The organism is Microtetraspora sp. NBRC 13810 (genome assembly GCF_030268685.1).
In the GTDB taxonomy this organism is placed as follows: Bacteria; Actinomycetota; Actinomycetes; order Streptosporangiales; family Streptosporangiaceae; genus BSRQ01.
Window position 1 is genome coordinate 48,450 of the sequence record NZ_BSRQ01000024.1, and the last position, 21,062, is coordinate 69,511.

Genomic DNA, 21,062 nt, shown 5'->3' on the forward strand with positions numbered 1-21,062 from the left:
GAACAAAGAGAAGGCAGGCCGGAGGGAGGCTCCGATGTTGTCGGTGGCGATGCTGCTCGGTGCCACGGCACGGGAGCATCCCGGCCGGGCCGCGGTGATCGACGACCTCGGGGGGCCCGCCGGAGGCGCACGGCGGGTCACCTACGCCGAGCTGGACGAGCGCTCCGCCCGGGTCGCCGCGCTGCTGGTCTCCGCCGGGATCGCGCCGGGTGACCGGGTGGCCATGACCTGCCCCAACTCCGCCTGGTTCCCCGTCGTCTACTACGGCATCCTCAAGGCGGGCGCGGTCGTCGTGCCGATCAACGTGCTGCTCCGGGCGCCCGAGGTCGCCGCCACGCTGGTGGACTCCGGCGCCCGGGCGTACTTCTGCGACGACGGCGACGGCACGCGGCCGTCCGAGGGGCGGATCGGGTACGGCGCGGCGCCCGGCTGCACCCGTTTCTTCGGCATCGGCCCCGAACTCGACGGCCTGCTCGCCGGCCTGCCGCCGCTGCGCGACTACCACCCCACCGAGCCCGCCGACCCCGCCGTGATCCTCTACTCCAGCGGGACCACGGGAACCCCGAAGGGCGCCCGGCTCACCCACGCCAACCTGGTACTCAACACGGTCGCGGTGGCCCGGCTGTACGGAACCGCCGAGCACGACGTCCACCTGGTCGCCGCGCCGTTGTCGCACATCCTCGGGCAGAGCGTTCAGATGAACTTCGCCTTCGCCACCGGCGCCACCCTGGTCCCGATGCCGAGATTCGACCCGGCGCGGGCCGCGTCGCTGATGGCCGAGCACCGGGTCACCTTCTTCGCCGGCGTCCCCACGATGTACTGGACGCTGGCCGAGACGTGCGAGGAGCCCGCGCTCGCCGCCGCCTGCGCCCACCTGCGGGTCGCCCTCTCCGGCGGCGCGCCCCTGTCCGCCGCGCTGATGGACCGCTACCGGGAGCGGTACGGCGTGCAGCTCCTCGAAGGCTACGGCCTGTCGGAGGCCGGCACGGCGGTCAGCGTCAGCCCGCAGGACGGCCCGCGCGCCCCGGCGGGCACCATCGGCAAGCCGGTCTGGGGCGTGGACCTGCGCCTGGTCGGCGAGGACGGCGAGGAGGCCGCGGACGGCGAGGTCGGCGAGATCGTCCTGCGCGGCCCCTGCGTCATGGCCGGCTACCAGGACAGGCCCGAGGAGACCGCCGCCGTCCTGCGCGACGGCTGGTTCCGCACCGGCGACCTCGCCCGCCGGGATGCCGACGGGTTCTACTTCATCGTGGACCGGGTCAAGAACATGATCCTGCGCGGCGGCTACACCGTCTATCCGCGGGAGATCGAGGACCGCCTCGCCGCCCACCCGGCGGTCGGGCTCGCCGTCGTCGTGGGCGTCCCGGACGAGAAGTACGGCGAGGAGATCAAGGCGGTCGTGGTGCGCCGCCAGGGGGCCGAGGTGACCGCGGAGGAGTTGCTCGCCTGGGGGCGGGAGGGCCTGGCGGCGCACAAGTATCCGCGGATCATCGAGTTCCGCGACGCCGTACCGCTGAACTCCACCGGCAAGGTCATCCGCAATTCCCTCCGCTACCGGCTCTGACCCCTGGTGTACTCCATTATTAGGGGATTAAGGGTGGTCTTTATACCTTTTGTCGCGATACGGATTTCTTGTGTTATGGCAGAGGCGTAGGCTTTATGGCGAGCCGGGTGGTGGACAGTCCGGCGCCGCCGTGTTCCTCGACTGCGCTGGAGTTCATTGTCCTCATGACTCAGCAGCCGTTACCCCTGCCGCACCCGTCCGCCGCCCACACCCAGCCGCCGGCGCCTTCGCCCACGGCGTCCCCCGGCCCGCAGCCCTCACCACGCCCGCAGGAGCCGCCGCCCACCCCGGCCACGTTCGACGACGAGTTCTCCGGGATCGACCCGGCGCTGATGGACCGTTTCGAGCAGGGACTCGGCCGGGCGGAGAGCGCCATCGGCCGCAACGAGCCGCAGATCCGCCGCACACTGGAACAGCTCGACCTGGACACCTCCCCGCTCGCCGCGCTGCGCGAGGTCCAGAGCTGGATCGGCGAACGCCGCCCCGACCTGCGCCGCCGCGGCGAGACCATCCGCACCACCGGCGCGGAGTGGGGCGCCGCCGCGGCCACCCCCGGCGGGCTGACCCCCCTGGACGAGGCGCTGTACGGCAAGACCACCGACCCCGACGTCTACGCCGCCCTCTTCGCGCTGGCCAAGACCACCAAGGACGGCGAGATCGACCGGAAGGCCCTCGCCCAACTGGACCAGCGGAAAGGCGACCAGACGTTCGCCCTCGCCCTGCTGAACGCGCTCGGCGGCAACGGCCTGCGCCAGGTGCTGGCGGCCACCGTGAAGGAGAAGGAGGACAAGGAACTCCAGCCGTTACAGGCGGCCCTGGGCAAGATGCTGGGCACCGCGAGCCCCAAGCTGACCACCGCGTGGCGCGACGAGCTGACCTCGGACCTGAAGCAGCAGCAGGAGTACGGCATCTCGATGGCCCTCATGCACGGCACCTTCGACGCGACCTTCCTGCTGGGCGTCGCGAAGAAGATCGACGACTGGGACCGCAACGCCGGCGTCCTCGACGGGCGCCCCGCGGGCAGGCCGTGGGGACGCGACCCGATGGTCGGCGTCATGGAGGCCCTCGCCCGTACCCCCGCCGCGGCCCAGGACTTCTTCAAGAACGACCCGAGCCTGCTGAAGTGGCACCTGCTGGAACGCAACATGTCTGACCAGGGCGTGTCGCTGGGCAAGGCGCTGGAGGCGGCCACCCTCACCTTCCGCGACCACGAGGGCTCGCCGCAGAACCCGTCACGCGGCTTCGTGTCCGCCCGGCTCGCCTCCGAGATCGTGCATCTGGAATTCCAGCGGATCGACGAAGGACACGACGACTCCCGCCTCCCGCCGACGACCACGGCGAAGATTCTCGCCGGGTACATCAAGGATGTCGATCGCGTCGCGGCGACTCCTGGCAACACTTCTGTGGGTGTTTACGGCGGTGATTTCTTCAAACTGCCCGGGCAGGATCCCTGGGGCGCGCAGTTCGCGAGAGACGAGCTCCGCACGGTGATGAAGGAGGCGTTCGGCGACACGAAGGCGTTTGCGACGGTACTCGCGGCTCAGACCGGATTTTCGAAAGAGCTTTTCGACCGCGGGGCTGCCGAGATAGCGGCGGGGAAGGGCGACGCGTTGCTGACGGCCGGGGCACAGCAGGCCGGGAGCGCGTTCGGCATGATCACCGATGCCGCCGGGCTTTCCGGCATTGAGAAGGGCAAGGAACTCGACGAGGCGCAGGAGCGGAACGTGAAGGCGCTGCTGGCGGTGGTCAACACCGGGCTCGCCATCCCGCAGGCGGGGACGTGGCCCATCGCCGCCGGAGTCGTGGCCGCCTGGACGGGCACGGCCGAGGGACTTCTCAAGGGAGACGCGGAGGACAGGGCCCGTGACGACGCCGACACCACCGTGGAGCAGACGCGTGGCCTGGTCCACGACCTCACCGCCCAGGCCATGCTCAAGCACGGCCTGTTCGGTCCGCCGGAGACCGGTGCCGAGAACCACCCTTGGGGTTCCCTGGAGGGGCTCGCGAAGGGAGACGATCCCCGCGACAACCCCAACAACTTCCTCAAGGACGACGGCCAGACGCTCATGACCACGGACGAGATGATCGACGACTCGGCTACGAACACCACGGAGAAGTACCAGCGGCTCGACGCCTACCGGCGATGGCTCTACTCCGGCCTAGCCGGATCCCCCTGGCAGGACGCGCAGACCGTCCTGGACACCAACTACTCCATCGGCTTCTCCAAGTACGGATCGTGATGAGGAACCTTCCAGCACTGGCGGTCGTGTCACTCCTCGCGCTGTCGTTGTCGGGATGCGCGGAGGAGCCGCCCGAGATCGACAGCACACCTTTGCCCACGGTGGCGTCCGCGCCCTACATATGCGACCAGATCCCGCTCAGGGCGGTCGAGCTGATGACCGGCGCGCGGGATCCGCTGGTCCGCGGCTACTTCAACCTCACCGCGGCAGGCGGCCTCGGCGAGGGCACGTGTGCCGCCTACCGGCGTGACGGGGAGCGGGAGAAGGTCCTCACCGTGATGTTGACGCCGGACGGGGACGACACCATCGTCCGGGAGCACCTCGACGACCAGGGCACCCTCCCGCTGCCGGAGATCGTGCCCGGCGCGAGCGGCTACTACTTCGCCAGCGAGTATGACGATGTGGTCGGCGCCGCGGCCCTCATGGTCCGGGGGAGGTCAAGGGTGACCGTTGACCTGGACATCGGCGTCAAAGGACGGGACAACGCCGCCGACGTCGTCGCGTTGATGAGGCTGGTCGCGCCCAGGCTCTTCACAGACGCCAGCGCCCGCGAGGAGTGAGACGATGGCCGAGCTCGTGCCCAACCCGCTCTACACGGCCCTGGAGAACGCGCTGCGCCGGGTGGAGCCGCTGATCCAGGAGATCGACCAGGGCATCGAGGGGCCGTACCAGGAGTTCCACGCCGGGAAGGTGTGGACCGGGCCGACGGCCAAACGCTTCGACGCGCAGCTCGGGCAGTACCGCACCCGCGTGCAGACCTCGGGGCGCAACGTCCTCGCCGACCTGCGCCAGACGCTGGCCCGTACCCCTCGTGAGGTGACCGAGGAGGAGGCGGCGACGCTCAGGAAGCGCTACGGCCTGCCCTGATCCGCAGGTGCGTACTCTCTTACCTGGACGCCATAGCGACGCTGTGTAGTTGATCGCATACTCGGCGTAGCAATGCGTGTGTCTCCCGTGACCGGTGTGACGGAAGGGGAGACGCGCTCCTCATCCCGAAGGAGAAGCATGTCCATCGCGAGATCAACGATCGTGCTGCTGTCGTCGGCGGTTCTGCTGCTGGGCGCGGGGGCCGTCGCGGGGTCCGCCGCCCTGGCCAACGAGCAGGTCGCCGAGGCCGAGGCGACCATCCGGGTCGCCGCGGGTAGCACCACCCCGGGCCAGGGCTGGGTCGCCTACGGTGCCAACGGCATCTACATCGACGTCGACACCAGTTCGGGCAGGTTCAGCGGCACCCCCGTCTACACCTCCTCCGTCGGCGGCGACGGCACCCAGTGGGGCCTGGTCGGCACCAGCGCCATCTACAGCCCCACCGCCACGGGCTTCCGCGTCTACGTGCAGTGGAACAACCTGACGGCGCTCACCCCGGCGCACGCAGCGCAGTTCCGGTGGTACGTGAACTGGATCGGCGTCGACAACCCGTAACCCCCGGCGTTCGGCCCAGGTGGGCGAGCCGTGGCCAGAGTCGCACCCCCGGGGCGCGCTGGCCACGGCGGACCCGTACCGGTCTGCCCTGTTCCTCGTTGTCGACGCGTCCGGGCCACCTGCGGAAAGCAGGTGGGTGGCATCCGTCACGTGGGGAGATCGGCCATGTCCGCGATCCGCCGCAACTCGGCCAGGTGGCCTGCCAGGGCCTTCCTGCCCGCCGGGGTGAGGGTGAGCCAGGTGCTGCGCGGCGCCTTGCCGGAGGTCTTGGTGACCTTCACGTATCCGGAGGTCTGCAACACTTTGACGTGCTTGCTCAGCACGGAGTCGCTGATCTCCAGGCCGTCGCGGATGACGGAGAACTCCGCGGACTCGACCGCCGCGAGCATGGCGCAGATCTGCAGCCGGTTGGGCGCGTGGATGGTCTCGTCAAAGGCCGGCTTGGTCATGGTCCGCCCGCAGCTCGCGTCGTATGGCGGCATCCGTCCGGTAACTCGCGACGACGATGAGGACGCCGATCACGACCCCCGCCACCGCGTGCGCTCCGACCACGTCCCGCCCGTATTCCAGGTACATCGCGGTTCCGATCAACGCCAGGATCACCCCGACGAACAGGAGCGTCCGCTTGGCGCCCATTGTGCCCGTGGTGCTGAACACCACGCCGGTCGCGCGCTTGTGCGCCGCGGCGAGCCCGAGCACCGTGAGCGCCATGATCGGGGCGCCGAAGGACGCGAACCGGAAGCTGATCGAGAAGAAGAACAAGATGACCGCCGCGCCTAGCCCGTAGTGGTACCACCAGGGCCGCGTGACGTGCCGCAGCACCCGGGCGCGGGCGGCGGTGACGTCGTTCAGGGCCGCGCGGGCGGCGGCGGCGTCAGGGGATTCCGGCCTCATCGGCGTACTTTCCATGATGGAAAGTATAGGGCGAACTTTCCGTCTTGGAAAGTACGTTTCCCGTGCCGGCGGCCGTTTCCGCGGGAGTGGCCGGGACGGACCGGTGGACGGGCCGGTGGACGGGCATGTCGCCGGGGGCGCCGGTCGCGTAAAGTGCGCGCCATGACCGGGAGCGCGTCCGAGGTGTCCGCCTGCACGACCACGGCCGGGCGGCCGGCCTTCGTGGTGAACGTCGAGGTCTTCCTGTGGCGGGACGGCCGCTGGCTGCTCATCAGGCGCGGCGAGCAGGAGGCTCATGCGCCCGGCGTGCTCAGCGGCGTCGGCGGCAAGGTCGAGGTCGAGGGCGCCGGGGACCACGTGCTGGAGCAGACCGCCCGGCGCGAGGTCAAGGAGGAGATCGGCGTCGATCTGACCGGCGTCGAGCTCGTCTACGGCGGCAGCGGCTTCTTCGTCACCGACGACGGCGACCCTGTGATCAACGTCGTGTTCACCGGTGTCCTGCCGGCGGACGCCCAGCCGGTCGCCGTGTCGCCGCAGGAGGTCGCCGGGTTCGCCTGGCGCACGGTCGCCGAGGCCGTGGCGGACCCGAACTGCCCGATGTGGACGCTGCGCAGCCTGCGGCGCGCGGTGGCGATCCGGCACCCGGCGCCCCAGTCCCCGAATCAGAAGCGGTAGCGGAGCAGCCGGGCCAGCCTCCGCAACGGCAGCACCGACGACAGCAGCCGGAACGTCACACGGTCGCCCCGGGACAGCCGGTCGAACCCCGGCACGTCCAGGAGGCCGACCTCCGCCACGAGCCGCACCCCGGGGACGGCACGTTCGAGCGCCGCCGGGTCGTCGAACCCCCAGTACAGGGTGGCGCCCGCCGCGCGGACGGCCGCGTTGAACCGTTGCAGCCGGACGCCCAGGCGGGTGTAGGCGTCGAAGGCCAGCTCGCCTTCCGGGAAGTGGCCGGTCAACCGGCGGAAGAGGTCCAGGCCGTCCTGTTCGCGCAGGTACATGGTCAGCCCTTCGGCGACCACCAGCGCGGGACGGTTGCCGCGCACCTCCCGCAGCCAGCCCGGATCGGTGACCGACGCGGCGATCATCCGGTAGGCGTCCCGCCCCGGGTAGATGCGCTCCCGCAGCTCGATCACCTCCGGATAGTCCACGTCGTACCACTCGACCGTGGGCGGCGGGTCGAGCCGGTGCACCCGGCTGTCCAGCCCGCAGGCGAGATGCAGCACCACCGCCTCCGGATGCGCGGCGACGAACTCCGCCGTCCACAGGTCCAGCTGCTTCGCCCGCAACGCGATGACCGCCGCATGGGTCGGTGAGACCCTCGTCCGGCGCAGGTCGTAGTCCAGCCGCCGGGCCGCGTGGATCGCGAAAGGGTCGCCGAGGATCGGCTGCTTCGCCAGGCTGTCCAGCGCCCTGCCGTACAACGTGGCGAGGAGCGTCGCCTTCTCGCCGGTCAGATGGACCTTCTCGGCGGTCATTCCCTCATGGTAGGCAGCCCGCGCCGCGGCATCCCATACGCCCTCGCCTTGAGAGATGCAGCGGCTTGACGGTGGAGCGGAGGACGGACTCCAGGCTCGGGTCCGTGCTCGGGAGGTCGTACTTGGTGCCGAGCAGGTTGGTGGCGCCACGCAGGTCGGCGGTGTAGAGGCGGGCGACGTTGTCGGTGCGCTCCTCCACCAGGATCCGGCCGTTGCCGAGGCCGACGACAGAGGAGATCTTCATGTCGTTCTGGCTCTTGCTCTTCGGGTCGAACGCGAAGGCGTCCTCGAAGGAGTAGGCGTATTCACCGGTCGGCTTGCCGGTCCGGACGTCCACCGTGAGGATGCGGGTGACCTTGGAGGACGTGCCGGTGGCCAGGTCGGGGTTCGCCAGCGGGCTCTGCAGCGCGACGTAGAGCGTGTCGCCCGAGATGCCGAGACCCTCGAAGCCGCGGTTCTGCTGCCGGGACAGGAAGATGCGGGGCAGCGTCTCGCGCACCGGGTAGCCGGCGCCTTCCAGCTCAAGGCCCTCGGGCACGTAGCGGGCCAGCACGCGGCCGTCGGGGCGGACCCTGACCAGCGACGGGCTGTACTCGTCGACCAGCCAGAAGTCGCCGGTGGGGCCGACCACGATGTCCTCGGTGTCCAGGCCGTTCGGGTTGAAGCGCAGGGTCTTGCGGCCGTCCCAGCCGTACGGCTTCTCGTCGTGGTCGGCCTGGTTGGACAGGCCGGTGATCGGCTTGCCGTCGGAGGTCTTCAGGGTGATCGTCTGCTTGATCGCGGCCTTGCCGTTCCGCACGGCGACCCGGACGATGGCGGGGGTGAACTCCGGCACCGGGAAGGTGCGGCGGGCCTCGCCGTCGATCTCCGGCAGGCCGTTGGGCCCGCGGTCGGTGACCATCCAGTACTCGCCGGCGCGGCCGGCCGGGTACAGGCCGCTGCCCACGCCGCCGAGCTTGATCCCGTGGTCGTCCTTGATGAGCTTGGGCTCGAAGTCGGCGAGGGCCGGCGCGGGCAACGTCACGTCACCGGTCACCCGGGCCTTGCCCGCGTGGGCCGCGACGCCCGAAGCGGTGCCCGAAGCAGTGCCCGAAGCTGTGGCCGAAGCTGTGGCCGAGGTAGCGGCCGAGGCGGGGACGACCGCGGCCAAGGCGAGCGCCGCGACCGCGGAGGCGGCCACAGCGACAGGAATGAATCGCATTAATGGTGCCTTTCAGGCATATACCAGGAAAGGATGCCCAAAATACCTAAAAACCTTATATATCCGTTTACCGAAAGATGAACCGGACATGACGAACATCCGCCCCACTGGCACCACCTGACACGAGGGTCACCCCGAGGCGAGCACTCAGGCCAGGCAGGTGAGCGGCTTGCCGCCGTTGTAGGCCATCATGTCCATGATCGCGGCGGACAGGTCGATGGGCGCCCCCGGCGGCAGCCCGTCGAGCTCGGCGTAGGCGCGGTGCAGGTTGCCGACGATGCGCTCGCGGTCCAGCAGCCCGGCGTACTCGCCCAGGTCGGTCTCGCGGCCCGCCTCCAGCGGGGTGAGACCGGCGGCCCTCGCGGCCTCCGCCGTACGCTGGACGAACCGCAGGTAGCCGAGCACGACGTCGATCATCTCCGGGCCGCAGACCCCGCCGTGACCTGGCACGATCGTCTCGGCGCCCAGCTCCTTCAGCCCCTCCAGCGCCTCGATGGAACCCGCGACCGAGCCCATCAGCACGAACGGCGTGCCCCCGTTGAACACGAGGTCGCCGGAGAACAGCAGCGAACGCTCCGGCAGCCAGACGATCGAGTCGTTGGTGGTGTGCGCGGGCACGCCCACGTGCCGGACCTCGCAGCGCAGGTCGTCGGCGTACAACGTGACGCCGTCACGGTAGGTGAGGAACGGCTGGCACGCCTCGATCGCCCCCCAGTCCACCTCGGTCCACGCGAGGTGCCGGTACTCCGGGATGCCCTCGGCCAGGATCATCTCCCTGGTCCCCTCGTGGCCGACGATGGTGGCCCCGTGGAAGGCGTAGTTGCCGAACGTGTGGTCCCCGTGGTGGTGGGTGTTGACCAGCGTGGTCACCGGCCGGTCGGTCACCATCGCGATCGCCTCCCGGTAGGCCAGGGTGCGCCGCTCGGTGGAGCAGGAGTCCACGCTGATCACACCGCGGGACCCGGTCAGGAACCCGGTGTTGTTGATCCACCAGCTTCCGTCGGGCTGGATGTAGGCGAAGACGCCCTCGCTCACCTCCTCCACCCTGGCCGGGGGAAGCGCGTGGTCATGGCGTGTGGAACTCATGCGGCAAGTATGGAACGGCTCAGCTCGTCACCGCGCACCGCCCGCGGTCCCGGCTGACCGGCCCGTCCGCGTTCGGGCGGATGTCGAAGTCGAAGATCGCGGTGGGCAGGTAGAGCGAGCAGCACGCGTTCGGGATGTCCACGATGCCGCTGACCCTGCCCTCGATCGGCGCGCTGCCGAGCAGCAGGTAAGCCTGCTCTCCGGTGTAGCCCCACTTCTTCAGGTACTCGACCGCGTTCAGGCACGCCCTGCGGTAGGCGACGGTCGCGTCCAGGTAGTGGTTCGTGTCGGTCTCGTGGTCGACGGAGAGCCCGATGAAGGACAGGAACTCGGAGTAGCGCGGCTCCACGTTGCCCGGCATGAAGATCGGGTTGGTGGTGACACCGTACTTCTCCATGCCGCCCTTGATCAGGTCCACGTGGAAGTCGATGAAACCGCCCATCTCGATCGCCCCGCAGAAGGTGATCTCGCCGTCGCCCTGGCTGAAGTGCAGGTCGCCGCCGGACAGCTTGGCGTCCTTGACGAAGACGGGGTAGAAGACCCGGGCGCCGCGGGTGAAGTTCTTGATGTCCTGGTTGCCGCCGTTCTCCCGGCCGGGGACGGTACGGGCGCCCTCGGCGGCGATCCGCCGGGCGAGTTCGCCGTCGGCGGTGCCGGTGACGGCGTTCTCCGGCAGCGGCGGCAGGCCGAGCGGCGGGACCCGGTCCGGGTCGGTGTCGATGAGCGCCTGCTCGCGGCGGTTCCACCGGTCGAGCAGTTCGGCCGACGGCGCGGTGCCGAACAGGCCGGGGTGGGTGATGCCGGTGAACCGGACGCCCGGCAGGTGGCGGGAGGTGGCGACCTGGCCGTGGAAGTCCCAGACGGCCTTGTAGGAGTCCGGGAAGTGGTCGGTCAGGAAGCCGCCGCCGTTCTCCCTGGCGAAGACGCCGGTGTAGCCCCAGCCCTGCCCGGCCGCGTCCCCCACCTGCTGGGGGACCGGGCCGATGTCGAGGATGTCGACGATCAGCAGGTCGCCGGGCTCGGCGCCCTCCACCCCGATGGGCCCGCTCAGCATGTGCGGCAGCGAGAGGTCGATGTCCCGCACGTCGTTGGCCGAGTCGTTGTTCCCGATCTGGGAGTCCGTCCAGTCCCGGCACTCCAGCCGGAACTCGTCCCCGGGCCGCACCATGTCGGCCACCGGGATGTCGGGGTGCCAGCGGTTGTGCCCCGGCACCTTCTGGTCGCGCATGGACTTCGACTGGTCGATGCTGAAGATCAGGTTCGGCATGACGATGGCCTTTCTCGGGTGGTGACCTCGGGTGGTGGCCCCGGGGTTGACCTCGGGTGTGCCGGGACTAGGTCCAGTGGCGCTGCTCCCTTCTCGCGTCCCCGGTCGCGTCCCCGGTCGCGGGCTCGGGCTCCCGGGCGACGGGGATGGGCGCCTGGGTGAGCTGCCACAGGGCGACGAACGCCACCAGGCCGAAGATGCCGAGGAAGGTCGCGATCACGCCGGTCCGCACCCACGTCCCGGTGAGCATCATGAACGCCGGGATCGCCCCGGTGACCCAGCCCTCGATGGCCGTCACCCAGCCGGTGTAGTGGGTGATCCACGCCTGCTTGAGTCCCAGCAGCACGAAGAAGAGGAACCACAGGAAGGACCAGTAGAGCCAGATGACGCCGAGCCCGGGGTCGCGCAGGATGCGGAAGTTCGCGTACGAGTAGCCGATCGCCATGATCGACACGAACAGCGAGAAGTAGCCGACGCCGGTGCTGTCGATCCCGGTGAGCAGGTTGATCCCGACGTAGAGATAGGTGAAGGCGAAGAGGTAGAGCCCGGAGGCGCCGAGGATCTGCGCGGTGTTCCCGGGGTTGGAGACGATGATCACGGTGGGTGTGATCATCTGGAGGACGCCCACGAAGAGGTTGAGTAGGGCCGCCGCGCGGGGTTCGACCCTGCCGAGGAGCATCAGGCCGTTGATGAAGAGCACCGCGCCGACGTAGAGCAGTCCGACGGATCCCATCTGGGGCACCCCCTCGTGCCGTGGGCGTCAGGGCCGGGGCAGGCGGGCCGCCGCCGGATGCGGTCGCCGCTTCCTGACGGGCGGCGGGCCGACCACGTCGGGCGCCTCCCGGCTGCGCTCCTCCCGCTCCCGCGCCGCCGCCGTGCCCGGGGACGTCCGGGCGAGGTGCGGCGCGGAGAAGACGCGGCGGGCGGGACGGCGGCAGGCCGGGCAGTCCCGGCTCTCGGGCGCGGTCCCGATCGGCAGTCGCACCTCGAAACACCCGCACCCCGGGCAGCGGTACTCGTACGTCACCCCGGCACCCCCCAGCGGAAGGAAAGCGTGACCTTCCCTCTCGACCATAAAGAGCGGCAAAGCTAAGCAACTATGCCTTTTGCGCTGCTCCAGCGACATTTGCCGCAGATTTGGCCGTCAGCGGCGGTCGCTCCGCTCGTCGCTTAGCGGGGGGACGGTCTCGCCGACGAGGAGTTCGAGCACCGGGACGGCGGCGTAGAGGATCTCCCGCTGGTCCGGGGTGAGCAGGTCGAGGCGCCGGGTGAGCAGGGCGGACCGCTCGCGCCGTACGCGGTTGAGCGTGTCCCGGCCGGCCGCGGTGGCCGTGAGCTGGAACGATCTGCCGTCGTGCAGGTCGGGCTCCTTGCCGACCAGGCCGGCCTCCTTCAGCGGGGCGATGGTGCGGATCATCGACGGGGCCGCGACGCCCTCCAGCGCGGCCAGCTCGCTCAGCCGGAGCGGGCCGTACTGGTCGATCCTGGCCAGCGCGGAGAGCTGGGCCATGGTGAGGTCCTGCTCGCTGGACGCCTGGACCATCTGGCGGTGCAACCTGGTGATCACCAGGCGGAGTCGGCCGATCGCCGCGTGGTCGAGCCCTTCCGACGGCTCCCGGGTCCGCTGCCCGGCACGCTCGGTCATGATCTCCTCCGGCTCCTCACCTGATCACCCCACGCGCGCGGGATCCGCCTCCACGCTATCCGGTCGCCGCATCGTAGCGCCGCGCCCGCGGACGAGAGTGGCGACCGCGGCGACCAGGGACATCACGATCGCCAGCCAGAAGACCACCACCAGGCCGCTGTGGAACGGCCCGGAGATGAGGTGGGGGAAGAACTCCCGCCCGGTCAGGGTCGCCGCGTTGGCCGCGGGGAGCCGGCTCAGCGTGTGCGGGCCGAGCAACTGCTGGATCGGGTTATAGCCGAGGAACGCGGCGAACAGGGTGCCCACCGGCGGCAGCCCGGCGATCGCCTGCGCGGACGCGGCGGGCACGCCCTGGGCGGTGAGCCCGGTGCTGAGCGTCTGCGGCAGCGACCCGGCGAGCCCGGCCACCATCAGCGAGAAGAACACGCCGATCGACAGCACCATGCCGGCGTTCTGGAAGGTGGCCCGCATGCCGGAGGCGGCCCCGCGCGCCTCGGAAGGCACGCTGGACATGATCAGGGACGTGTTCGGCGCCGCGTACAGGCCGCCGCTCAGGCCATTGAGGAAGATCAGGAAGGCGAACCAGCCGTAGCCGAAGTCGGTCGGCAGCAGCAACAGCCCGAGGAAGGACACCGCCATGAGCACGAGGCCGGCGGCGGCGAACATCCGCGCGCCCAGCCGGTCCGACAGGTGGCCGGCCAGCGGCCCGGCGGCGAGGAAGCCGATGGTCAGCGGGATCAGGTAGATGCCGGCCCACAGCGGCGTGTCCACGTAGTCGAAGCCGTGCAGCGGCAGCCAGATGCCCTGCAGCCAGATGATCAGCATGAACTGGAGGCCGCCGCGCGCGATCGAGCCGAGCAGGGTGGCCGCGTTGTTCCCGGCGAAGACGACGTTCCGGAACAGCCGCAGCGGGAACATCGGCTCCGCGATCCTGCTCTCGATCAGGCAGAAGATCGCGAGCACGGCGACGCCGCCGACCAGACCGGCGAGGACCCAGGGGTTCGTCCAGCCCATGGTGTGCCCGCCGTACGGCTGGATGCCGTACGTGATGCCGGCGAGCAGCGCGGTCAGGCCGACGGCGAAGGTGATGTTGCCCCACCAGTCGATCCTGGACGGGGTGCGGATGCCGGTGTCGTGCAGGGAGCGGTAGGCCCAGATGGTGCCGGCGATGCCGATGGGCACGTTGATCCAGAAGATCGACCGCCAGTTCCACTCGGCGAGCAGGCCGCCGAGCACCAGGCCGATGAAGGAGCCCGCGATGCCGGCCACGATGTTGACGCCGAGCGCCATGCCGCGCTGCCTGGCCGGGAAGGCGTCCGTGATGATCGCCGCCGAGTTGGCCATCAGCATCGAGCCGCCGATCGCCTGGACCACCCGCCACAGGATCAGCCAGAGCGCCCCCGCGCCGCCGCCGAACGGGTCGAGGGAGAGCAGCACGGAGACCACGGTGAAGATGAGGAACCCGGCGTTGTAGATCCTGGTCCGGCCGTACATGTCGCCGAGGCGGCCGAGGCTCACCACCAGTACGGCGGTGACCAGCATGTATCCCATCAGCATCCACAGCAGGTAGCTGACGTTGCCCGGCTGGAGGGGGTCGAGCCGGATGCCGTTGAAGATCGCGGGCAGCGAGATCAGCACGATCGAGCTGTTGATCGTCGCGATCAGCATGCCCAGCGTCGTGTTCGACAGGGCCACCCACTTGTAGCGGGGGTGGCCGGGGCTGATCCGCGCCCGGCCTCTCCCGCGCCCCGCTGTGCCTTCGGCCCCCATCTGCCATCCCCCACAGATCAGTTACTTGACATCAACTAACTATATGACCGGGATGGCCGACATGGCGGGGCAGAGGAGGTCGAACCGCAAACTGTGACCGTTTTTGCATACTTTCTGTTTCTTTGTCCTTCTTGAGGGCACTGGGGGGCTTGATGTACGGGAGCTCAGGGACTCCCTCCACTACGGAAGGACTTGCGGACGCTTCGCGGGTCGAGGCGGGCCGGGGTGAGGAGCGATAACGATGAAAGATCGGACCCGGGTGGCGCTGGCGGTCGCCGCCGGATACCTCATCGGGCGCCGACGCAGGTCGCGCGGCGAGGGCGGCCTGTTGTCGGAGAAGCTCAAGGGGCTCGGCGCCACTTCGGAGCTGGGGAATCTCACGGGCCGCATTCGCGGCGATCTGCTGGAGATCGGCAAGGCCGCCGCCGTGGCGGCGACGAGCAGGCAGATCGACTCGCTCAGCAACAAGCTGCACGACCGGGCCGAGTCGCTGCGCTCACCGGGCAAGCGGGCCGCTCCCGAGGATGAGGAGTCCTACGAGGAGGAGCCCTACGACGAGGAGGACCTCGAAGAGGAGTACGACGAGGACTTCGAGGAGGAGCCCGAGGAGCGTCCCCGCCGGGAACGGCCGCGCCGGGAGCCCGCGGCACGGCAGCAGCGGTCCGACAGCCCGGTCCGCAGGCGCAGATGAACCCGATGGACATGGATGCCAGGAGGTGAAGGACGTGAAGAACGCCGTACGGGACACCGTGACAGGCGCTGCGACGAAGACCGTGAGAGAGACGGTGACGGGCGGCGTGCAGGGCACCGTGAGGAACACCGTGAAAGGCACGGTGAAGGACACGGTGCGGGACACCGTCAAGGACACCATCAAGGACACCGTCAAGGACACCGTGAAGGACACCGTGAAGGACACCGTCAAAGGCACCGTGAAGGACACCGTGGCCGGTCCTTTGAAGGACCAGATCACCGGCCGGCTCACCCGGGAGTTGCAGAATTTCGCCGGGGCGCTGGCGGAGCGGGCGCTGTTGTCGATGACGAACAAGCTCGAAGGAGTGTCCGGCCGGTTGGCCGACGTCGCCGAGGGCGGTGGCGGCGGGTTGCTGGGCGCGCTCGGATCAGGCGGAGGCGGGTCCTGGAAGGGGGCCGCCGTCAAGGGAGCCCTCGGAGGACTCATGAAGAGAGCCGTCGGCAAACTCACCGGCAAGCAGGGGACGGCCAAGAAGGGCGGCAAGCTCGTCAACATCGTGGAGACGCTCGACATCGGCGCCCCGCTGGAGGTGGTCTACAACCAGTGGACGCAGTTCGAGGACTTCCCGAGCTTCCTGAAGAAGGTCGAGCACGTCGAGCAGGCGGCCCCCGAGAAGCTGAACTGGAAGGCCCAGGTCTTCTGGTCGCACCGGGCGTGGGAGTCGGAGATCATCGAGCAGGTGCCCGACGAGCGGATCATCTGGCGTTCCAAGGGGGCCAAGGGGTACGTCGACGGCGCCGTGAGCTTCCACGCGCTCACCCCGACGCTCACCCGGGTGGTCCTCATCCTGGAGTACCACCCGCAGGGCATGTTCGAGCGCACCGGCAACATCTGGCGTGCGCAGGGCCGCCGGGCCCGCCTGGAGCTCAAGCTCTTCGGGCGGCACGTGATGACCCGGACGATGCTCAAGCCCGACGAGATGGCCGAGAACGGCTGGCGCGGCGAGATCCACGACGGTCAGCTGGTCGCCGAGGGCGAGGAAGAGCGCGAAGAGGGCTACGAAGAGCCCGAGGGCGAAGCGGGCGAAGAAGCCGAAGAGGCTGAAGAGGCTGAAGAGGGCGAAGAGGGCGAAGAGGCCGAGGAGGAGCCGCAGTACGAGCGGGCCGAGGAGGAGCCGCGGTACGAGCGGGCCGGGGCCGAGTCCGAAGAGGAAGAGGAAGAGGAAGAGGAGCCCGGCGAGCCGAGGGCACGCCGCCGGTCCGAGGCCGCCCCGCGGCGCTCGGCGCGCGAGCCCGGCGACCGGCCGGTACGGCGCCGCCGGACCCCGGAGGAGCGCCGTAGCCCGGAGGACCGCCGCACTCCGGAGGACCGTCGTACGCCGGAGGACAGGCCCCGCCGCAGGGCGGGCATCCGGCGCGGCTGAGCCGGGCCGGGAACCAGGGTCGGGAACCAGGGCCGGTGAACAGGGGCACTGAGCAGGGCCCGTGAACATGCGAGGAGGACAGCACGGTGCAACCACCAGCAGTGAGCAAGTCGGCATCCCCGATGAGCACCGGGAGCGGCAGCGGCCTGGCGGACGTCATCGACACGATCCTGGACAAGGGGCTCGTCATCGACGCCTACGTCAGCGTCTCGCTGATCGGCATCGAGATTCTCACCATCAACGCGCGGGTGGTCGTGGCCAGCGTGGACACGTACCTGCGCTTCGCCGAGGCCGCCAACCGGCTGGATCTGACCCAGACCCAGGGCCAGGGGCTGCCCGAGATGGTGGAGGACCTGACCCACGGCGCGATCACCGACAAGAGCAGGGGTGTCACCCAGGGGGTCCTGGAGGCCGCCGGCGACAAGCTGCGCGAGATGGTCGGCGAACCGCAGGACAGGGTGCGAGGCCAGCGGCGACGGCGAGAGGGGCGCTGACATGACGGCCGAGACTTCGGAAACGGTCCGGCAGAGCACCGGTTCGTACATCTACGGCATCCTCCCCGAGGACGTCGAGGTGTCCTCCGACGCCACCGGGGTGGGGGATCCGCCCGCCCGGGTGACGCTGGTCCGGCACGGCGAGATCGCCGCGCTGGTGAGCGACGTCGGCCTGGACCGCCCGCTCGGCACGCCCGGCGACCTGGTCGCGCACGAGCGGCTGCTGGACGCCACGGCCGCCGAGGTGCCGGTGCTGCCGATCCGGTTCGGCGCGGTGATGACGAATGCGGACGCGGTCGTGGCGGAACTGCTCGAACCGTTCCACGACGAGTTCCGCTCCGCGCTGGAGGATCTGGAGGGCCGCGCGCAGTATGTCGTCAAGGGCCGTTACGTGGAGCAGGTCATCCTGCGCGAGGTGCTGGCGGAGGATCCGGAGGCCGGGCGGCTGAGCCAGACGATCCGCGGCAGGCCGGAGGACGCCACCCGCGACGAGCGCATCCGGCTCGGCGAGCTGATCAACCAGGCGATCGGCGACAAGCGCGAGGCCGACACGCAGACGATGGTGGAGGAACTCGCCGGCGTCTGCGAACTCGTCGTCATCCGGGATCCCTCGCACGAGCGGGACGCGGTGCACGCGGCCGTCCTGATCGAGGTCGATCGGCAGGACGAGCTGGAGCAGGTGGTGGCGGAGTTCGCCGACGAGTGGTCCGGCCGGGTCGAGTTCAGCCTGCGCGGCCCGATGGCGGCCTACGACTTCGTGATGAACCAGGGGGAGGTTGAGGACTGATGGGTTTGATCAGTTCCATTCTCGGCCTGCCGTTCGCCCCGGTCATGGGGGTGATCCGGCTCGGAGAGCTGATCCAGGAGCAGGCCGAGCACGCGTTGCGCGACCCGGCGGCGGTCCGGCGCCGGTTGGAGGAGATAGACGAGGCGAGGGAAGCCGGTCTCATCTCCGAGGAGGAGCACGCCACCCAGATGGAGCAGGTCCTCCAGCGGATGATGTCCCGGTAGCGGCGCGGATCAGGAGGTGACCCCGCGTGCCTGACAGGAGCAGGGGCCCGGAGGAACGCGGTCCCAGGCGATCGGGAGGGCTGGTCGACGACTTCCTCCAGGAGAGCGCGAAGAGGACCGGCCGGCCCGCCCGGCGCCCCCGCCCGCTGTCGGCGGCGACGGCGGGCAGTACGGGGCTGCGTCTGATCCGCGAGCTGACCGGCAGGGACCCCGAGGGGGTGACGCTGGTGAAGCCGGTGGAGGACGGCTGGGTGGTGGACGTCGAGGTCGTCGAGGACCGTCGCATCCCGTCCTCCGGCGACATATTGGCGCTGTACGAGGCCGAGCTGGACATGGGGGGCGACCTGCTCTCCTACCGGCGGATCAGCAGATACCGGCGCGGAAGCGGGGCGTCGTGACATGAGCGAACCGGTACGAACGGGTGCCATAGTGCGCCAGTCCGCCACTTCGGCACCGTCCCAGGGGCGGGAGCCGGCGAACCTCGGCGACATCCTGGAACGCGTGCTGGACCGGGGGATCGTGATCGCCGGTGACATCCGGGTGAACCTCCTGGACATCGAGCTGCTGACGATCAAGCTGCGGCTGCTCATCGCCTCCGTCGACACGGCCCGCGAGCTGGGCATCGACTGGTGGGAGCACGACCCGTGGCTCACCGGGAAGAGCCAGAACCTGCTGGAGGAGAACCGCAGGCTCCGCGAGCGTCTCGACGCGGTGGAGGAGGGACTCGCCACCCGCCGATCGCTGGAACCCGAGGAGGTCGAAGCGGTGGAGGTGGACGACGACGATGGCCGCTGACGACGGAACCTACCTGTACGCGGTGACGTGCGATCCCGCCTCCTACTGCCCGAAGGGCCTCGTCGGCGTGGCCGGGCGGCCGGTGCGCGCGGTCGAGGACGCCGGCCTGGTCGCCTACGTGAGCACCGTGCCGCTGGCGGAGTTCGGCGAGGAGCCGCTGCGCCGGCAGATGGAGGACCTCGACTGGCTCGGCGAGACCGCCCGCGCCCACCACCGCGTGGTGGAGGCGGTGGCCGAGGTCGTGCCGGCGGCCCCGGTGCGCCTAGTCACCGTCTACACCGACGACGAGCAGGTCAGGGAGCTGCTGCGGGCCCGGCGGGACGACTTCGCCGAGGTGCTGTCCAACGTCGCGGGCCGGGAGGAGTGGGGGGTGAAGGCGTATGTGGACACCGCCGAGCTGTCGGCCGCCGAGCCGGAGGGCGCGGAGGGGGACGACAGCCCGGGGAAGCGGTATCTCAGGCGGCGGCAGGCCAGCCTGCGCACCCGCGACGACCTGTGGCGTCAGGCCGCCGCGCACGCGGAGCGCATCCACGACGTGCTCAGCTCGGTCGCGGTCGCCGGCCGGCGGCACCGGATGCAGGATCCGCAACTGTCCGGCCGCGCGGAGATGATGGTGCTGAACGGCGCTTACCTGGTCGACCACGACCGGGGCGAGGAGTTCGCCCGGGTCCTCGACGGGCTGCGGGAGAAGGGGATCGAGGTGGAGCTCACCGGACCGTGGGCGCCCTACTCCTTCACCGCCCTCGCCGAGCCGGCCGAACCGGGGACCAGCGGTGACCGAGCATGAACGGCGTGGCCCCGAACTCGCCCGGCAGGGCCGCCTGCCCGCCGAACGGGTGGCGCTGGTGGACCTGCTGGACCGGCTGCTGGCCGGCGGGGTCGTCGTCACCGGGGACCTCGTCCTGTCCATCGCCGACATCGACCTGGTCCGGATCTCCCTGCGCGCCCTGATCACGTCGGTACGCGACTTCGACAGCGAACCCGGAGGTGAACCCCATGGAGAACGCGCACCCGGTGCCGGAGGCCCGGCCGAACCGGCTGCGCATCGAGACCGACCGCGAGGCGGTGGAGCGTGACCTGTCCCGGCTCGTGCTCACCCTCGTGGAGCTCGTACGCCAGCTGGTGGAACGCCAGTGCATCCGGCGGATGGAACAGGGCGACCTGACCGAGGACCAGGTCGAGACCCTGGGCCTCACGCTGATGCGCCTGGAGGAGGCCATGTCCGAACTGTGTGAGAAGTTCGACCTCAGCCCCGAGGACCTCAACCTCGACCTGGGTCCGCTCGGCACGCTCATGTGATGCTACGGTGATCGCGACGCGGGGTGCCCGGACGGCCGGGCTGAGATCACACCCGTCGAACCTGATCTAGTTCGGACTAGCGAAGGGACGTCGCCTTGGACGAGGCTTTCTCCGAGCGGGTGTGGGCACGGGCGGGCAAGCTGGTGCGGGCCATCCACGAGCATCCGTTCAACACCGAGCTGGGCGCGGGCACGCTGTCCCGGGACCGGTTCGCGTTCTACATGGTGCAGGACGGGCGTTACCTCGTGGCGTTCTCCAAGGCGCTGGCGACGGCCTCGGCGCGGGCGGCCGATCCGGGGGACGCGGCGTTCTTCGCGCAGAGCGCGCACACCGCGCTCGTCGCCGAGCGCACCCTGCACGCCGGGTACATCGAGGAGTACGGCCTGTCCGCCGCCGAGGTCGAGGGCGTCACCACGTCGCCGACCTGCCTGGGCTACTCCTCCTTCCTCCAGGCCACCGCGCTGGCCGCGCCGTACCCGGTGCTGGTGGCCGCGGTGCTGCCGTGCTTCTGGGTCTACCAGGACGTCGGGGCGGCGCTGCTGGAGCGTACGGCGGGCGTCGAGGACCATCCCTACCGTGCGTGGATCTCCACCTACGCCGCCCCGGGCTTCGCCGAGTCGGTGGAGCGGGTCAAGGGCATCGCCGACCGCCTAGCCGCCGAGGACGCGGGGGTGCGCGAGGCGATGACCGCGGCCTTCCTCCGCGCCACCGAGTACGAGTGGATGTTCTGGGACAGCGCCTGGCGGCGGGAGGAATGGCCCACCGCCGAGTGGCTGTGACCG

Annotated in this window: 27 protein-coding genes and 1 riboswitch; of the genes, 17 read left to right on the forward strand and 10 right to left on the reverse strand. The window is 70.1% G+C overall.

Annotated elements, in window-relative coordinates; translation table 11 throughout:
* The first annotated feature begins 34 nt into the window (after window positions 1-34).
* The 5 genes from QSK26_RS34810 to QSK26_RS34830 all read left to right on the forward strand — a co-directional run bounded on the left by QSK26_RS34810 (window position 35) and on the right by QSK26_RS34830 (window position 5,226).
* Window positions 35-1,564, forward strand: coding sequence for a long-chain-fatty-acid--CoA ligase (locus QSK26_RS34810; RefSeq protein WP_285779585.1), 1,530 nt, complete (start codon window positions 35-37; stop codon window positions 1,562-1,564).
* A 164-nt stretch (window positions 1,565-1,728) separates the two neighbouring features.
* Window positions 1,729-3,804, forward strand: a complete 2,076-nt coding sequence (locus QSK26_RS34815; protein WP_285779586.1) for a DUF6571 family protein — start codon at window positions 1,729-1,731, stop codon at window positions 3,802-3,804.
* Complete coding sequence (locus tag QSK26_RS34820) at window positions 3,804-4,364, forward strand: hypothetical protein (protein WP_285779587.1); 561 nt, start codon at window positions 3,804-3,806, stop codon at window positions 4,362-4,364. The genes QSK26_RS34815 and QSK26_RS34820 overlap by 1 nt, the downstream gene beginning before the upstream one ends.
* Before the next feature lie 4 nt (window positions 4,365-4,368).
* Entirely contained in the window at window positions 4,369-4,671 is a 303-nt protein-coding gene (locus tag QSK26_RS34825) for a hypothetical protein (RefSeq protein WP_285779588.1), read from the forward strand.
* 138 nt (window positions 4,672-4,809) lie between these two features.
* Window positions 4,810-5,226, forward strand: a complete 417-nt coding sequence (locus QSK26_RS34830; RefSeq protein WP_285779589.1) for a hypothetical protein — start codon at window positions 4,810-4,812, stop codon at window positions 5,224-5,226.
* Window positions 5,227-5,372: 146 nt separating this feature from the next.
* Here QSK26_RS34830 and QSK26_RS34835 read toward each other — a convergent pair whose 3' ends face one another.
* Both QSK26_RS34835 and QSK26_RS34840 read right to left on the reverse strand, forming a co-directional pair.
* On the reverse strand, window positions 5,373-5,675 hold the full coding sequence (locus QSK26_RS34835; protein WP_285779590.1) for a transcriptional regulator: 303 nt from the start codon (window positions 5,673-5,675) through the stop codon (window positions 5,373-5,375).
* Window positions 5,656-6,135 carry a hypothetical protein gene (locus QSK26_RS34840; RefSeq protein ID WP_285779591.1) on the reverse strand — a complete coding sequence of 160 codons (480 nt, stop codon included), beginning with the start codon at window positions 6,133-6,135 and terminating at the stop codon, window positions 5,656-5,658. Before QSK26_RS34840 ends, QSK26_RS34835 begins: the two co-directional genes overlap by 20 nt.
* A 147-nt stretch (window positions 6,136-6,282) precedes the next feature.
* Between QSK26_RS34840 and QSK26_RS34845 the strand changes: the two genes are divergently transcribed.
* Entirely contained in the window at window positions 6,283-6,795 is a 513-nt protein-coding gene (locus QSK26_RS34845) for an NUDIX hydrolase (RefSeq protein ID WP_285779592.1), read from the forward strand.
* On the opposite strand, the gene QSK26_RS34850 is transcribed toward QSK26_RS34845, so the two are convergent.
* The 8 genes from QSK26_RS34850 to QSK26_RS34885 all read right to left on the reverse strand — a co-directional run bounded on the left by QSK26_RS34850 (window position 6,783) and on the right by QSK26_RS34885 (window position 14,567).
* On the reverse strand, window positions 6,783-7,598 hold the full coding sequence (locus QSK26_RS34850) for a class I SAM-dependent methyltransferase (protein WP_285779593.1): 816 nt from the start codon (window positions 7,596-7,598) through the stop codon (window positions 6,783-6,785). The two genes, QSK26_RS34845 and QSK26_RS34850, sit on opposite strands and share 13 nt — an antisense overlap.
* 4 nt (window positions 7,599-7,602) lie before the next feature.
* Complete coding sequence (locus QSK26_RS34855) at window positions 7,603-8,799, reverse strand: esterase-like activity of phytase family protein (RefSeq protein WP_285779594.1); 1,197 nt, start codon at window positions 8,797-8,799, stop codon at window positions 7,603-7,605.
* Window positions 8,800-8,946: 147 nt separating this feature from the next.
* Window positions 8,947-9,885 (reverse strand): MBL fold metallo-hydrolase, encoded by a 939-nt coding sequence (locus QSK26_RS34860; protein ID WP_285779595.1) that lies wholly within the window; start codon window positions 9,883-9,885, stop codon window positions 8,947-8,949.
* Window positions 9,886-9,904: 19 nt separating this feature from the next.
* The gene (fmdA, locus tag QSK26_RS34865) at window positions 9,905-11,152 is read right to left on the reverse strand and encodes a formamidase (protein ID WP_285779596.1); all 1,248 of its coding nucleotides are present in this window, start codon (window positions 11,150-11,152) and stop codon (window positions 9,905-9,907) included.
* A gap of 67 nt (window positions 11,153-11,219) precedes the next feature.
* Window positions 11,220-11,885: an AmiS/UreI family transporter gene (locus tag QSK26_RS34870; protein WP_285779597.1), complete on the reverse strand. Its 666-nt coding sequence runs from the start codon at window positions 11,883-11,885 to the stop codon at window positions 11,220-11,222.
* A 27-nt stretch (window positions 11,886-11,912) separates the two neighbouring features.
* A complete protein-coding gene (locus QSK26_RS34875; protein ID WP_352244453.1) occupies window positions 11,913-12,278 on the reverse strand; it encodes an FmdB family zinc ribbon protein in 366 nt (121 codons plus the stop codon).
* Window positions 12,279-12,296: 18 nt separating this feature from the next.
* Window positions 12,297-12,797: a MarR family winged helix-turn-helix transcriptional regulator gene (locus QSK26_RS34880; protein ID WP_285779599.1), complete on the reverse strand. Its 501-nt coding sequence runs from the start codon at window positions 12,795-12,797 to the stop codon at window positions 12,297-12,299.
* 24 nt (window positions 12,798-12,821) lie between these two features.
* A complete protein-coding gene (locus QSK26_RS34885; protein WP_285779600.1) occupies window positions 12,822-14,567 on the reverse strand; it encodes an MFS transporter in 1,746 nt (581 codons plus the stop codon).
* Window positions 14,568-14,808: 241 nt separating this feature from the next.
* Between QSK26_RS34885 and QSK26_RS34890 the strand changes: the two genes are divergently transcribed.
* The 11 genes from QSK26_RS34890 to QSK26_RS34940 all read left to right on the forward strand — a co-directional run bounded on the left by QSK26_RS34890 (window position 14,809) and on the right by QSK26_RS34940 (window position 21,059).
* Window positions 14,809-15,258 carry a hypothetical protein gene (locus tag QSK26_RS34890; protein ID WP_285779601.1) on the forward strand — a complete coding sequence of 150 codons (450 nt, stop codon included), beginning with the start codon at window positions 14,809-14,811 and terminating at the stop codon, window positions 15,256-15,258.
* 25 nt (window positions 15,259-15,283) lie between these two features.
* Window positions 15,284-16,681 (forward strand): SRPBCC family protein, encoded by a 1,398-nt coding sequence (locus tag QSK26_RS34895; protein WP_285779602.1) that lies wholly within the window; start codon window positions 15,284-15,286, stop codon window positions 16,679-16,681.
* A 122-nt stretch (window positions 16,682-16,803) separates the two neighbouring features.
* Window positions 16,804-17,175 carry a gas vesicle protein GvpJ gene (gene gvpJ / locus QSK26_RS34900; RefSeq protein ID WP_285779603.1) on the forward strand — a complete coding sequence of 124 codons (372 nt, stop codon included), beginning with the start codon at window positions 16,804-16,806 and terminating at the stop codon, window positions 17,173-17,175.
* Window position 17,176: 1 nt separating this feature from the next.
* Window positions 17,177-17,962, forward strand: a complete 786-nt coding sequence (locus tag QSK26_RS34905) for a GvpL/GvpF family gas vesicle protein (RefSeq protein WP_285779604.1) — start codon at window positions 17,177-17,179, stop codon at window positions 17,960-17,962.
* Window positions 17,962-18,186 (forward strand): gas vesicle protein GvpG, encoded by a 225-nt coding sequence (locus QSK26_RS34910; protein WP_502888780.1) that lies wholly within the window; start codon window positions 17,962-17,964, stop codon window positions 18,184-18,186. Before QSK26_RS34905 ends, QSK26_RS34910 begins: the two co-directional genes overlap by 1 nt.
* Window positions 18,187-18,212: 26 nt before the next feature.
* Window positions 18,213-18,584: a gas vesicle protein GvpO gene (gene gvpO, locus QSK26_RS34915; protein WP_285779606.1), complete on the forward strand. Its 372-nt coding sequence runs from the start codon at window positions 18,213-18,215 to the stop codon at window positions 18,582-18,584.
* A gap of 31 nt (window positions 18,585-18,615) precedes the next feature.
* Complete coding sequence (gene gvpJ / locus QSK26_RS34920; protein WP_285779607.1) at window positions 18,616-18,981, forward strand: gas vesicle protein GvpJ; 366 nt, start codon at window positions 18,616-18,618, stop codon at window positions 18,979-18,981.
* Window positions 18,971-19,768: a GvpL/GvpF family gas vesicle protein gene (locus tag QSK26_RS34925; protein WP_285779608.1), complete on the forward strand. Its 798-nt coding sequence runs from the start codon at window positions 18,971-18,973 to the stop codon at window positions 19,766-19,768. Before gvpJ (QSK26_RS34920) ends, QSK26_RS34925 begins: the two co-directional genes overlap by 11 nt.
* Entirely contained in the window at window positions 19,755-20,057 is a 303-nt protein-coding gene (locus tag QSK26_RS34930) for a gas vesicle protein (protein WP_285779609.1), read from the forward strand. The genes QSK26_RS34925 and QSK26_RS34930 overlap by 14 nt, the downstream gene beginning before the upstream one ends.
* Complete coding sequence (locus QSK26_RS34935; RefSeq protein WP_285779686.1) at window positions 19,978-20,280, forward strand: gas vesicle protein K; 303 nt, start codon at window positions 19,978-19,980, stop codon at window positions 20,278-20,280. The genes QSK26_RS34930 and QSK26_RS34935 overlap by 80 nt, the downstream gene beginning before the upstream one ends.
* A 9-nt stretch (window positions 20,281-20,289) precedes the next feature.
* Window positions 20,290-20,385: riboswitch (TPP riboswitch) on the forward strand.
* Complete coding sequence (locus tag QSK26_RS34940; protein WP_285779610.1) at window positions 20,376-21,059, forward strand: TenA family protein; 684 nt, start codon at window positions 20,376-20,378, stop codon at window positions 21,057-21,059. Its footprint overlaps the riboswitch before it by 10 nt.
* Window positions 21,060-21,062 lie beyond the last annotated feature (3 nt).